Origin of the sequence: Shewanella sp. WXL01, assembly GCF_012263345.1 — a bacterium.
Lineage (GTDB): Bacteria > Pseudomonadota > Gammaproteobacteria > Enterobacterales > Shewanellaceae > Shewanella > Shewanella maritima.
The window spans coordinates 138,668-153,698 of record NZ_JAAIKQ010000003.1 but is presented as its reverse complement, the minus strand read 5'-3'; the positions used below and the strand labels follow the sequence as shown (position 1 = coordinate 153,698).

Genomic DNA, 15,031 nt, shown 5'->3' with positions numbered 1-15,031 from the left:
AGAGGATGGCAACATAGCTAAGCGGGAGTTTTTCACTATGCATCTTAACAAGATGGCAATCAGTCATTTACTATGGGAGAATAAATTCTAAACTTGTAATAGCCATGGACGTTTTACAATACTTAGTCGTTTTGTAACAACTAATAGGGGTAGTGCTGGAACAAGGAACGACCAGCAGCGGTATGCCACATGAACGAAATACAAGAAAAACAAAAAATTCTGATTGTCGAAGATGATCATGATATTGCCGAAAATCTGGCATTATTTTATCGTCACCAAAACTTTGAAACACTGCATATTGATGATGGCAACAATGTCACTCAAGCTGTTTCTACCTACCAACCTGATCTGATTATCTTAGATATAATGCTACCCAATAAAACTGGGATAGAGTGTTGTGACGAGATAAGACAGTTTAGCAATGTGCCCATAATCATGCTCACAGCCAAGTGCAATCAGTCTGATAAAAATCTCGGCCTAAGTACCGGTGCGGATGACTATGTCTGCAAACCATTTGATACCATGGAGCTGATCCTTCGCTCCAAAACACTATTGGCTCGCAGCCAAGGTACTGTGAGCTTTTCAAAGCTCACAGTAGACACAGAGAAAGGCAAGGTGGTTTATCAGGACAAAAAAGTCGAGTTATCCACCCTTGAGGCAAGCTTGTTCTCGCTGCTATACAACAAGCCAGACAGGATCTATTCGCGCGACGAAATATTAGACCTAGCCTACCCTCAATACCGTCATATTACAGATAGAACGATTGACAGCCATGTCAAAAAAATTCGTAATAAATTCAAAGAAGCCGGTATTACTGAAAACCCGATAGAATCGGTCTATGGAGCAGGCTATCGCTTCTGTCTTTGCTAAAACAGGCACAATGCATTCAATCAACAGCGCTTTGGGTTTATGCTTTAAAGTGCTGTTTTTCGTCGCTTGCATTCAAAGTATCATTATTTTTCAGGTTCAGGCTCAAGCGCAAACACAAGCCCAACCTCCCCTCACCTCTAACATTGAAGCTCAGCTTAATGACATAACATCGGCTTCGAAAAGTGCAGAGCAGCAGGTTAAGCAAATCATCAAAACTGCGACAGGTGACGACCTTGTTCACGCACAAATAAAGTTGGTGTCTATTTATCGCAGAAGCAGCCAGCAAGCCAAATCTGAACAGCTGTTAAATGATCTAGTCTCAGCGCTTCCAGGCTATAACAATGAGCTAAAAGTTAAAGTGCTCATCAGTACAGCGCTTTTTGAAAGACACAAAAATAACTATGCTAAAGCCGCTGAAATTATTATCGACCAGGCCTTACCTATCGCTTTGCCTGACGCCATTGAACTTGGGCGTTTATATCAATTAGCTGGCTCATTTCTTCGCCTGCAAATGAAGCTAAAAGAAGCTAAAGAATACTTCTTAATTGCCCTAGATATTTATCAGCAAAACGAAGACCATCACAATGAAGCGCGGATATTTAGCCAACTTGGTACATTGTACGAGTCGCAAGGCGATTTAGTTTTAGCCGCAGAATATCAAATTAGAGCCATGCGCTACTTTGAAACAACTAACGACATTGGAGAGCTCGCGGGCAACTACTTTAATCTAGGTGAGCTTTATTACCGCGCTCACGACTACAGCAAGTCGCTAACCTTTTACCTCAAAGCACTGGATTACGATAAACAGCTCAATAGCATTCAAGACATGGGATTTGATTACCACCGAATCGGCAGTATCTATCTTCAAACCAATGATTTTGACAAAGCCATTGACTACACCAATCAAGCTATCAACATTTTCATAAGTGAATCTGCCAACCAACTGCTATCTCGCTCTCACCTGCAGATGGCGAAGATATACCAAAAACTTAACGATAATAGTCAGCGCTTCAAGCACTTAACCATAGCGGTAGAAAAGGCTCTGCTCGCACCAACCGACCATCAATTACGGCATGTGTGGCATGACCTAGGTGCTTATTATTTAGAAGAATTTGATTACCCAAAAGCAAAACAATACCTAGAAAAGTCACTCATTATCTCCAACAAGCTTGGTCTGCTAGATCACCAGTTAAGCGATAATGAACTACTTAGTAATATTCATCATGAACTGGGTGAATACGATGACGCGCACCAGCATTTAGAGGCTGCTTTTAAGATAAAACTGCAGCTTCATTCAGAGCAAAGAATTAAAGAGATCGAAAAACATAAGCGTGATATCAACCTACTTGAAGAACAAGTCAAGGTCGCAAAATTACAGGAAGAAAATAGAGCCGTAGAGGCCGAAGCCCAGGCGCATAAAACTATTTCTCAAGGGGTGATATTTATCTCATTTGTGCTGCTTTTACTGTTTTCGGTGCTGATTTACTTTTTCTATCAACGCCGTAAATTAGCCGTATTAAAAGCCAGCCTTTATCAAGATGCATTAAACCAAAAAAACCAGATTCTAGCAGACGTTTCTCACGAGTTACGTACACCGTTAACCGCGCTAAAATTGCAGGTGGATGCGCTTAAATATCAATTGGTTGATGATGTAGATGTTAGCTACCAAAAGCTCGGCACTAAAATTGATGATTTGAATCATCTGATTAGCGACATATATGAGCTCGCCCTATCTGATGTGAATGGTTTATCGTTTGAAGCGAAACAAGTCGACTTTGTACCAATCTTAATGAACTGGGGCGAAGAGTTTGAGCACTATGCTAATGCTGAAGGCTTCGAGTGGCATCTGTCTATTAATGCCGACACAGCGCCAGTGAATATCGATACAGACCGCATCAAACAAGTGCTATCGAATTTGCTCACAAACAGTATTAAATACACAGACGCACCCGGCCAAATCTCGTTAAGCCTAGATGTTAGCTCGAACAATTTAATACTGGTATTGAAAGACAGCTCACCCGGCGTGCCAGATAAAGAGCTCGAAAAGATATTTGAACGACTCTACCGAGTAGAGAAGTCGCGCAATAGACGTACAGGTGGCTCAGGCTTAGGGCTGTCCATCAGCCAAAACATTATCCAAGCCCACGACGGCACTATCTCCGCCTCACAAAGTGACCTAGGCGGTCTGGCTGTGACGATAACCATCCCACTCTGTCATCGTTAATTCATCGCTAACTTAGCTGAATCACCTGGATGAAGTTATCCGTAAATAGCTCCCCAAAGGCCATCCCTAATTTTACTCTGACCCAGATGTTAAAAAGCGCTGGTTTGTCATCCAGCGCTTTCCTTATATTAGATTTAACAAAGCGTTTAACGTTAGAACACTCAAATGCCAACATATGAGAGTTATCTTAGACTTGGAAAGACTCCAATAAGATAACTCTCACACTATCTATTACTCATAATTAGAGCAAATAATAGTTAGCTATGCTTACGGCGCATGCCGACAGCTAACCACAACAATATCAAACCAACGAAACCTAACTGACCACCTGAATCAGATTCTGGTGCTGGCGATTCCGGTGTCTCAGGCGATTCCGGTGCTGGCTCAACGCCATCCGAGTTCACCGTTAACATAAATGTGGTTCGTGCAGCATCATTAGAATAAATGTTATCTGCAACCGTCACCGTTACCATTGTTTCACCATGGAAGTCAGCATCTGGTGTGATATCAAATGTAGAGCCTGAAGTATGTCCATGCACTACTGCAGAGATATTATCACCGGTCACAGTAATGGTGTTGCCTGATAAACCGCCATCGTTGTCAGCATAGCTAACGCTAATACCAGTCAATGTCGTGTTCTCCTCCATGACATGATCAGCAATCTCAGCCATAACAATATTAGATGCAACTGTGATTGTTTGCGTCTGATTAGCATTGCTAATGCCTTCCACTTCACCTGTCAGTGTCACGCTTTGGTCAATACCTAATGCTGAGTCGGTCACTTCAGCCTGCATACTGACCACAATCATACTTTCGCTTGGGCCGGTAATGTCATAACACACAATTAAGTCATCTTGCAGTTTGTCTGTTAAGTCATTGAAGGCATAGCTCACACCAGTGTGACCGCGTAATGGACCATAAGTACCTCGAGGGCCATGGTAGCCACGCACACCAATAGAACCTTCACCAGGCTCACCCGCAAAATCAATGTTGTCATAAGCCATGATTAGCTCGTACTGACCCGGTTTGTGATCGGTATTGGCTTTCAAGAATACTTGGAAGTCATAACTATCTCCGCGAGGGGTAATTGACTCATTCCAGTTTTCATCCCAGCTCTGATCATGGGTACCTGCTTTGTTCCATTCAATAATGGTGTAGTCATCAGCATAGGCCAGTGTGACACCTTTAGACTCTGATAACTGCCAGTTTGGCTCGTACATGGCTAAGTTCCATTTTTGATTTCCAAAGAAATCGCCAACGGCATCTTTACCGCCCCAGAAAGGTGCAATGATAAAATCAGGTGGCGTAGAGTACTCTGTATTTGGCAGCTCTAAGTACATGCTCATCGGCACAAAGTCCCATGGGTTGTACTGCAAGTAATCCAGTTGTAACCAACCTTTCGAACTTAAAATAAGCTTGTCAGTGGTGAAATAGTCTGCATTATCAAATACTGTGGTTTCACCTGCAGCAACTGGGATTTCAATATCATGGACCCAGTTACCCCAGCCCCACTCGTTGACCTCATAGAAGCTACCCCAAGAGACATCCATGCCAAAGCGTGACAGGTTCAAGTAGCCACCGTTGACTGGCTCGCCATCAGGATAGTCAATATCCAGCGGTGTACGACACATGGCGTCTTCAAGACTCGTGGTGATCTTGTAGTTCGTTGCCATATCAGCAGTGTTGATTTGAGATGTCAGTAATGAGAAACCACTATCTGTAATGGTTAATCCTTCCATTTCTTTGATAGAGTCAGGCACTAAACGTAAGCCGTCTGAAAGCATTGCCGTCAATTCAACATTGCGATCACTACCAGAAAGGTTAGGCTGGATGACTACATCGACATTAATGATGTCACCTACACGAGCAGCATCTTGAGAGCTATCGATTGATACGCTGTCTACGCCACGAGTGATTTGTAATGGTACTAATGCAAGTGAGCCTTCTGCATTGTCACCTGCAGTAATGGCTGCAGCAGAGTAGTAACGCTTGCCTTGCTCCATCGGCATATTCCAATCAATCGTCAGATCAGAGTTACGCTCAGCGCTATCATCAAATTGCAGTGTAATGTCAGTTGATTCCTGTTTAGGAATAATCACATGCGCCATTTCAATGGTGTCGATATTGTCGTATGGCGGCATTGGATAGGCATTCATCACTAAAATAGTGTAGTCACCCGCATCAGGGTTTTCTAAAGCACAGAACTCCCCTTTGGTGGTTTGACCGTTCATAGAGCCACAAATGGCTTCTGATTGGTGTAAACGACCATCTTGATTGTAATCTCTAAAAATATAGATACTGGTATCAAGATACTGGTTGTACGGACTATCTTGTTCTGAACTGACTCGGCCCAGTAATTCTGCACGGAAGACTGCAGTGTTTTCCGGTACCGTGACCTCTGTAGTATGAATATGAGGTAAATCTAAGTTCCAGTAGAACTCATCATCAATGATGATGTCGGTAAACTGGCGGCGAGGTAATTCAATCATCTTAGCTTGCGCTTCAACTGCTTGATATACAACACCACTTAAACTTGATGCCGGCGCCCCAAACGGTACATCGGCAATCACATGATGCGACTGATCATCGTGTGCTGTGATATTGATGGTACTTGGTAGGGTTTTACCTGTGTAAGTGGCGAGGAATGGCCAGTGTGACGATGGAATATTGGCATCTTCTGCTACAAGCTCAATATGGCCTGCAGTCGTTTGCACTGTCCCCTCATACCAAGCCATGTCAGATTCTTTGAAGAAGCTGGTGACCGTTAAATCAATGCTTTCACCGGCTTTTAGGGTGAATGTTGATGGTGTTACCGTCACTTTAGCTGTTGGGTCGAGGGTAAAATCCCAGAACAGCGGACTGCGATCACTAAAGTTAGTATTGACGTTCCAAGTACCGTCTTTAGTCGCAGTGACAGTTCGAATCCAACTACAGCTTAAGCCACAATCTTTATTAATTAATTGAGGCAGGTTCAGCTCACGAACTTGACCACCATTATTAGGGTTTGCACGGCGAAAGTTATCAGCCGACTCATCCATAATTAAACCTGCATTGATGGCACGTTCAGCATTAGCTAAACCGTGACCTGCACGATAAGGACCGGCTACTTCTACTTTGCCATCCAGTGGATGTGTAGTCTTAATCGCTTGATTATCAGCGGTCATTTGCAGTGCTGATTGCACTTCTGAAGCAGTCCAATCTGGATTGGCTTGACGGACTAACGCCATGATACCGGCAATATGCGGACTCGCCATTGAGGTTCCACTAATTGCATTGTAGTTACGGGTATCCGCTTGTGGGTTGAGTGGGTTTTCATCATTCCAAGGCGCAAAAATATCCACACCCGGTGCAGCGATACCCGGTGAGAAAATCTCATCGACTGTGATTGATGGTCCGCGTGATGAGAAGTTGGCAAGCCAATCTGCATCATCTGGGTTAATCTCGCGGGTGACGTTTGACGCAGTTACCGTGCCTTGATGGCCTGTACCCGATGCTAACCAAGGTTGTAACCCCATGGTTTGCCAGTTACCGTACCATTGTGTGGCTGTGATATGGATACCTGGAATCGCGTAGGTATCATTCACTATCGCATCACCTTCATCCCAAGTGTTATACAGTACAAATGCACCAGCGCCACCTGCTGCAGCATTGACTGCTTTTTCTACACGAGCAATATCGCCACGTTCACAAACAACAATGTGATCGGATGAGAATGTGCCAGCCGGGAAAGGACTATTACAGCGAGCATCACCGTAATCAGCTGCTAATACAAATTGACCAGTGAATGCGTCAGAAATACCTGCGCCATCTAATCGGCTCGGCATTAATGCGGCGTCACCACCAGAGAAATTATCCAGTGCTTTGTCAGCAATTTTGATACTGCGAGCATGGGTGGTTGCAGCAACATTCAGTACCCAAGGCGAGGTGTGATCGACGGTATACAGTGAGTCAGTACCAAAGGCTTCACCTGAGTTACCTGCTGATAATGCAACGGCTACACCTGCTTCACGTGCTGAAAGGAATGCCATTTCAAATGCATCATCCCAAGGGAAGCTTTCTGCGCCACCAATAGACATGTTGATCACATCAACACCATCTTTAATTGCTTGTTCAATGGCAAATAACATGGCGTCGCCAGAACAACCACCACTGACCATACACACTTGATATGAAATGATATTTGCGCGAGGTGCTACACCTGAAATACGCGGCATTTTCACACCAACTGGGTGGCCTGTACCACCACCAAGCTCAGAACCTACAACATCAACGTCATAGAGTACGTTACCAGCAACCGTGCCGGCTACGTGGCTACCATGACCTTGGAAATCTTCACCAAATTTTGGCGCTAATGGATTACCCCATTCATCAACAAACTCAGCGGTAACATCTTTATGGGTGTACACACCAATTAGCTTGTCATTACAACGATTAGCGAACTCTTCTAACGCACAGTCGCCTAGATAGTTGCCGCTGCCTAATGGGTTAGTGTGGGTATATCCATCGGCATCAGTGGCGGCAAAAGAGGGGTGGTCTGTGTTCACACCAGTATCAATGATCCCCACAACCATCCCTTCACCTTGATAAGCACCACCATCACTGGTTTTAGTGCCATCCCAAACACCCATCGCACCCACATGTTCAGGGCCAATATCAGTGTGTAATTGGTACACTTTTGAGCGTTGAACATAAGCAACTTCAGACATGGCTGCAATTTGTGCGGCCTCATACTGAGTTAATTCAGCGGTAATTGCATTAGCGGCTAATGTAAATTGCTGCTTGGCTTGGATGCCCGCTTTTTGAATAACACTATTTTGGTTATTGAGTAAGTGGTTGGTGTACGCATTGATGGCGCTCGATAGTGCACCGTTTGCTTTTCCTGCAGTAAACAGTTTACCGCGCTTACCATTGGTTGTTGCTTTGGTTGCTGGTAAGCCGGGTAACCCACCGCCATAAGTCGCAACAGAGTTACCGTGCAGACGAATAATATAAGTATGAGTGCCGGTTAAATTGGGTTCTATCTTTATTTTGTCTTCTGTTTTTTTGGGAGCAAACTGAATGTTTGTCATATTCGAGCGACGAAGAGGTTTAAAATTTTCATCAACTTGATGCGATTTTAACTCTTGTTGAACGCGATATAGTTCCATTATATCAACAGACTGTAAATTCACTTTGGCATCATTTGTCGTAGCATGATTACTCGCTGCGACATTGCCGGCACCAGCAGTATACATTGCTGCTAATGTCATTAATGTGAGCTTCTTTAGTTTCATGGATGATTCCTAATTTATTATTATGGGTACAGGAAGATATTCTCCCTTAACCATTATTACAATCTCGCAACAAAAAACTCCAATGCATAATCTGTCTATTATTGATGCTATTTTGTAATCAATAAAAAAGACAAAAACTTGAATTAATTTATTTTTGTAATCACAACAATTAATTTTTGTAATCGATTAATAGTTTCAAAAATGATACATATTGAAACATAAAGAATTACGCGCAACACAATAAAAAACAACAACTTAACCAAGGAGAAACCTACAGAAGCATCTGTGAATAAAATAAAAACCAACATAAGCAATCGTTAGAAAACCAATTTAACAAGCCAACTATTGATTAAATTATATTTTTGCGTATCTTGTCGTAATTGTTATCAATCGGTAATAGCTATATATATCTTTTGCATATTTATTGAGAGGATTCGATGGAGTTGCGACATTTAAAACATTTTTTGGCGGTAGCACAGTCAAAACATTTCCATCAAGCAGCAATGCAATTAAATCTTGCACAACCATCACTTTCTCGTAGCATTCAGAAAATGGAGGAATTATTAGGCGTAAAATTACTAGATCGCTCCTCACGTTCCGTTACATTAACGCCAATGGGAGAAATAGTGGTTTCTCATGGCACCCGAATTGTCCGGGATGTCGAGTTTATGAAGGCAGAAATTCAAGCGATACAAGAATTAGGTAATGGAGATTTAAGTATTGGCGCCAGTGCAATTCCACTTAATAGTATTGTTGGTCCGGTTATGGGGCAGTTTATTCACGCATACCCCAAAGTCAGCGTAGATTTAAAAGTAGGTCAGTGGCACAGCTTATATCGACAACTTTATAAAGCTGAGATCGGTTTATTCATAGCAGAAACTAAGGCAACTGAGCTCGATAAAAAAAGTGAGCTCGAAATAATCCAATTACCACCATTTAAAGTCATCTTTTGCGTAAGACATTCACATCCTCTCGCAAAATGCTCAACGGTTTCACTGAATGATTTGAAGTCATTTCCACTTGCTATACCAAGTGCGATGCCTAAAGGCATAACCGAACAGTTCGACGATCTGTTTAGGAAAAGTAGGCAAGGGTTTGCTGGCTTAATTAAATTTGAACAATTTCAAGCAATTAAAGATTCTTTATCAGATTGTGATTTAATTGCTCTAGCACCTGATATTTCGGTCGAAAAGGACATGAAACAGGGCGAGCTAACCACCTTACCTGTTAGTGATATGCCTGAAATTCAAGCTTCATTTAGTATTGTATATTTGAAGCATCGACAGCTCCTCCCCTCAGAAAGAGCCTTTGTGCATTATATTCAGCAGGCGTTATAAGCTTGCGCTACTGTATTGTTTCAGCTCTCGCATTAAAACAAGGAGCTACCGATTCTAGCTGAACGTGATCGCGTCGGTATTCATGCTGCAACATATCTTCGATAGTCTCATAAAACCACTGATGTATAGGTGAGTTTCGATGGCGATAGTGATAACAAAATGCACTATCTAACATCAATGGAGAGTCCTCTATATATATGAACTTTTTGCTTACTTGCTCTGAGGATAAGTCGTAGTAATTTGCAACGATGGGATGTAATAGCTGTGTTTGGGACACAACGTTAAGAATAGAACTAGGATGAGGGCTACGGTATTCAATTTTAGGCGTAACTCCAAATCGAGACAAATAGCGCTCTGTATAGGTTATATGTTCGTTCCAACCCCGCACATGCAGAATTGCCAACGCATATTTTGAAAACGTATGTTGGTTAATTTGCTCATCAATTAGCGGATGCTGGTTATTAAGGTATAGCTTAGCGTACAACTTAGGCAGCCTACGTTGACTCACCTCTTTCGACATGTCCAATGGGTCAATGGTAATGCCAAAATCCAGCTTACCCTCCAGTAGCTGTGCTTCGGTGTCATTGCTCCACACAGATATCACCAATTGCACATTGGGGGCACGCTGCTTTAGCTCGATAAATAGCTTGTCACTGAGTAAATCAATATATAGCGGATGCAATGCAATGTTTAACTGACCAGAAAGCTTCTCAATCTGAAACTCTTCTTCATGATTAATCACCTCTTCAAGATCACGCCAAATTTCAGGTAGCTTTTCAGCCAAGAAATGCGCTTTATTAGTTGGCTTCAATCCCTTGTGAACCTTAACGAAAAGTGGGTCATTAAATGCGTATCTAAGTTTCTGTAAATGACGACTAATAGCAGGCTGACTAAGGTTCAGCTGCTTTGCAGTGCGATATGTATTAAGGCTTTCATATAGAGACAGAAAAACTTTAATAAGATTCAAGTTCAAGGTGTCAAAAGGCGTATTTTTCATTTTACTAACGTGGGCTACTCCGAAATAGGAGAAATTGAGTCAACGCTACTAATGTATCAATCGCCGTTTAACTAAACCTTAAAGGATTTCCAAACGATACTATTTCACAGTGACATTGGATTTCATCAGAGTTTTGACTTCGAAGTATGCCCTCTATGGCAATACCTTACTCTGACCCAAATGTTAAAAGTTGCTTTCTTCAGCTTAAAAACCATCAAGGAATAACGTACTCTAACGGCAGGTAGCCCAACATGAGTGAAACAACTTGGAACGTTCGCATCAGATACTGATAAAAATTGCATCGGCATTAATTAGCTTGATGCTTATCTCTTCATGTTCGGCCAATGAGCAGTATTTACCGATTTATAGCAAAGATCATTGCAAGCAAATCCCAGCAGCAGAGCAAGGCAATTTGAGTCAATATCTCGCTCCCTTCACCGACAAAATGACATCAAGCACGGGCATCTATGTTCTCGAACAGGGCACTGAGGCCATGCTCACCAGAGCCTGGTTAAGCCAGCAAGCACAAAAGACCATTGATATTCAGTACTTTATATTTTCAGCTGACAATATCGGGCTTATTGCAGTTGATTACCTAGTGCGAGCAGCCAACAGAGGCATAAAAGTACGTATTTTGGTTGATGATATCTTGGTTAACGCCACAGCTGAGCAGCTATTGAAGCTCTCAGCCCATAAAAACCTAGAGGTCAAAATCTACAACCCCAATATCAACATTGGTAAGAATATCGCGCAGAAGCTTTATAACGTGGTGACCGACTTTCACGGCGTAAATCAGCGCATGCACAATAAAACCTTCACGGTTGACGGTCAGGTATCGATTACAGGTGGGCGAAACGTGGCTGATGAATATTTTGGCTATGACCATACCTACAATTTCAGAGACAGAGACGTGCTAGTTTTAGGTGGCGCAACCGATGACATTCAAACGTCATTTAACGATTACTGGCAAAGCGCGTTGAGCGTACCTATCGAAAAGCTCGTTGAAACATCCACTAAATTCACCGACGACTTCAGCGATTTACACAACTACGCCTGTAACCCCGACAACTTTGTCCCAAAAGTCAGGCAGATGATCAATGATCTCCCTAAGGTATTTGCTGAAATCCAACAAAGCGGCCAGCTCCACTGGTTAAATGATGTTGAATACATTGCCGACATACCAGGCAAAAATACCGAAGATGACTTCTTAGGTGGCGGCGGTAAAACCACTGATAAACTGATTGAGCTAGCAAAATCAGCCAAAACATCACTAACAATACAAACGCCCTACTTAGTCACCACCAAAACAACCAGAGCCTTATTAAAGTCATTGGTTGATAGCGGCGTAAAAGTGAAAGTCCTCACCAACAGCTTAGCCTCCAACGACAACCTTGAAGCATTTAGCGGCTATCAAAGAGACAGGGAAGAAATACTAGAAACTGGCATCGAACTTTATGAGTTCAAACCAGATGCGCAAATCAGGCAAAAAGTAATGTCAGAAGTCATGCAAAAACAACTGCCTGAAATGCCGATATTTGGTTTACACGCGAAAACCATGGTGATTGATAATCACACTGCAGTCATAGGCACCTTTAACCTCGACCCAAGAAGCACTCATCTTAATACCGAGAGCTTAGTCATCATCCCATCAACACAAATCGCCAGCGAGGTTAAACGCGGTATGCTCGCTGAAATGCTTCCAGAAAACGCCTGGCGGATAACACCAGATTGGAACCCCGACAGCGAAGTCGGCAGGCTCAAACGAATGAAAGTAAAATTAAGGCGAGTCGTGCCTAAGAGTATTCTTTAGTAGCTTTAATTCGGTGCTTTGATTCAGTGCTTTACAGAAAAGCGCCGAACTAAGAAGCTGCTTTAATGCAAATTTTACTCTGACCCAGATGTTAAAAAGTGGGCATACGCAAAAAGACAACCATCTTTGTGTTCGATTAAAAATCCACTTTACACCCAACAAACAGATTAGGATTTAACATCTTACTCTGACCCAAATGTTACACTTTGCCCCGATGCTACAAAAAAGTGCCGCTTCACTGAAGCGGCACTTTTAAACGATATTGCTATTGGCTGTGATTACTGCTTAAAACCACGGTTTTCTAGCAGTGCATCTGTGGTTGGTGCGCGACCACGGAAGCTCTTATATGCTTCATCGTAATTAAGCGTATCGCCTGTACTAAATACGTATTTATATAGCTTATCAGCAGTTTGTTTATCGAAGATATCACCCGCTTCAACAAACGCATTGAAGCCATCTGAATCTAAGATTTCAGACCACATATACGCATAGTATGCTGATGAATATCCGCCAGCAAAAATGTGACCGAAGTGAGGACTCCGGTGACGCATGATAATTTCTTCTGGTTTGCCGTAATCGCCTAACGTCTTGTCTTCAAAAGCACGTACATCTATCGAATCTACTTTGGTCATTTTGTGATATGCCATATCAACAAGTGCTGATGCGGTAAACTCAACCGTTGCGAAACCTTGATTAAAGGTGCTGGCCTTTTTCATACGCTCAATAAGCGCATCTGGCATTGGCTCGTTAGTTTTATAGTGCAAAGCAAACTTTTTGAGCATTTGCGGCTGGGCAATAAAGTGCTCATATAGCTGCGCCGGGAACTCAACCCAGTCGCGTGACACACTAGTACCAGCAAGCGTTGGGTAAGTTACGTCAGACAACAAGCCATGCAGCGCATGTCCGAATTCATGGAACAAGGTAGTGGCATCCGAGAAGCTCATTAAGGTTGGCTCGCCTTCAGCTGGCTTGTTCAGATTCATGTTATTGATGATAAGCGGCTTAACGTTACCAGCAAGTTTTTGCTGAGTTCTAAACGCACTCATCCAAGCACCTGAACGCTTAGTAGAGCGAGCGTAGTAATCACCAAAGAATAAGCCAATAACGTTTTTGCTTGCGTCTCTTACTTCCCACACGCGAACGCTAGGGTTATAAACAGGAATGTCGGTACGCTCAGCAAACGTTAAACCAAACAGTTGTTCAGCAACATAAAACTTAGCTTCCAGCATGTTATTTAGCTCGAAGTATTGGGTGATCTCACCTTGGTCTAAATCAAAGCGGGCTTTACGTACTTTTTCTGCGTAGTAACGCCAATCCCAAGCAGCAAATTCGTGTTTTGCTCCTTCTGCTGCCATTTGCTCTAAAATCCATTCACGCTCTTTTTTAGCTTGTTTAACAGCTGGGTCCCAAACTTTTAAAAGCAAATCCATGGCTGCTTCTGGCGACGCTGCCATGGTGTTTGATAATACGTAGTCTGAATGGTGCTTATAACCTAGTAACTGTGCGCGCTCAGCACGAAGTTTGACGATTTGCTCAACGTTTTTCTTATTGTCGAACTCGTTGTCGTTGTCACCACGTAGTGCCCAACCTTTGAAGGCTTTTTCACGTAAGTCTCTGCGGTTAGAGAACTGCAAGAACGGCTCAACACTTGAACGCTGCAGCGTGATAACGTACTTACCTTTTAGCCCTTGCGCTTCTGCCGTAGCTGATGCCGCTTCAACCATTGACTGCGACATACCGTCTAGGTCAGTTTCTTCCAGCACTAGCTTAAATCCACGGCTGTCATTAAGCGTGTTTTGACCAAAGCTTGTGGTCAAGCTTGAGATTTGCTCATTAATGGCTGCAAAACGTTCTCTCGCTTCACCTTCAAGGTTTGCACCAGAACGAACAGCGTCGTTATACATGCGCTCAACTAAGCGAAGCTGCTCAGCATTAAGATTACTTTGCTCACGTGTTTGGTAAACGGTTTTAATACGCTTGAACAGGTTTTCATTCATTTGAATGGTCGTGCTATGACGGCTTAGCATAGGTGAAATTTCACGTTGCAATGCTTGCATGTCAGCGTTTGACTCTGTACCTGTAAGGTTAAAGAACACCATAGCAACGCGAGTTAAATCAGCGCCAGCCAGCTCTAAAGGCTTAATCGTGTTATCAAATGTCGCCGGTTGCTCATTGTTGGCAATGGCATCGACTTCTTGTAAATGCGTTTCCATTGACTGTTTGAACGCAGGCAAGAAATGCTCAGTTTTAATATCGTCAAACGGCGGTACACCGTAAGGCGTGTCCCAAGTGTTGAAAAATGGATTACTACCATCCTTGAGCGAAGCTTGCGTAACTGTTTGTGCAGCTTCAGCGCCAACTGTTGCATTCGCTGCAGACGGTTCAGCTTGTTTAGCCACTTTTGATTCTTGTTCTTGTTGATGGCTACAACCTGTTGCCAAAATTGCGATTGAAACTGCACTTGCACAGGCAAGTACTGAAAATCGTCGATGAATGGACATGTCTCTTCCTTATCAATTG

General features: G+C 42.9%; 7 protein-coding genes. 4 read left to right on the top strand and 3 right to left on the bottom strand.

Annotated features, from left to right (window positions below; translation table 11 throughout):
• Positions 1–189: 189 nt before the first annotated feature.
• Positions 190–870 carry a response regulator gene (locus tag G3R49_RS09505; protein WP_130601243.1) on the top strand — a complete coding sequence of 227 codons (681 nt, stop codon included), beginning with the start codon at positions 190–192 and terminating at the stop codon, positions 868–870.
• A gap of 10 nt (positions 871–880) precedes the next feature.
• The gene (locus G3R49_RS09500) at positions 881–3,094 is read left to right on the top strand and encodes a tetratricopeptide repeat protein (protein ID WP_167869503.1); all 2,214 of its coding nucleotides are present in this window, start codon (positions 881–883) and stop codon (positions 3,092–3,094) included.
• Between the two features lie 257 nt (positions 3,095–3,351).
• On the opposite strand, the gene G3R49_RS09495 is transcribed toward G3R49_RS09500, so the two are convergent.
• On the bottom strand, positions 3,352–8,367 hold the full coding sequence (locus G3R49_RS09495; RefSeq protein WP_167869502.1) for a S8 family serine peptidase: 5,016 nt from the start codon (positions 8,365–8,367) through the stop codon (positions 3,352–3,354).
• Positions 8,368–8,804: 437 nt separating this feature from the next.
• Between G3R49_RS09495 and G3R49_RS09490 the strand changes: the two genes are divergently transcribed.
• Complete coding sequence (locus G3R49_RS09490) at positions 8,805–9,704, top strand: LysR family transcriptional regulator (protein WP_130601237.1); 900 nt, start codon at positions 8,805–8,807, stop codon at positions 9,702–9,704.
• A 7-nt stretch (positions 9,705–9,711) separates the two neighbouring features.
• Here G3R49_RS09490 and G3R49_RS09485 read toward each other — a convergent pair whose 3' ends face one another.
• Complete coding sequence (locus tag G3R49_RS09485) at positions 9,712–10,701, bottom strand: LysR family transcriptional regulator (RefSeq protein WP_167869501.1); 990 nt, start codon at positions 10,699–10,701, stop codon at positions 9,712–9,714.
• A 265-nt stretch (positions 10,702–10,966) separates the two neighbouring features.
• Between G3R49_RS09485 and G3R49_RS09480 the strand changes: the two genes are divergently transcribed.
• Complete coding sequence (locus tag G3R49_RS09480; protein WP_245335321.1) at positions 10,967–12,511, top strand: phosphatidylserine/phosphatidylglycerophosphate/cardiolipin synthase family protein; 1,545 nt, start codon at positions 10,967–10,969, stop codon at positions 12,509–12,511.
• Positions 12,512–12,789: 278 nt separating this feature from the next.
• Here the strand turns inward: G3R49_RS09480 and G3R49_RS09475 are convergent, their stop codons facing one another.
• Entirely contained in the window at positions 12,790–15,012 is a 2,223-nt protein-coding gene (locus G3R49_RS09475) for a M3 family metallopeptidase (protein WP_167869500.1), read from the bottom strand.
• Between the last annotated feature and the right edge of the window lie 19 nt (positions 15,013–15,031).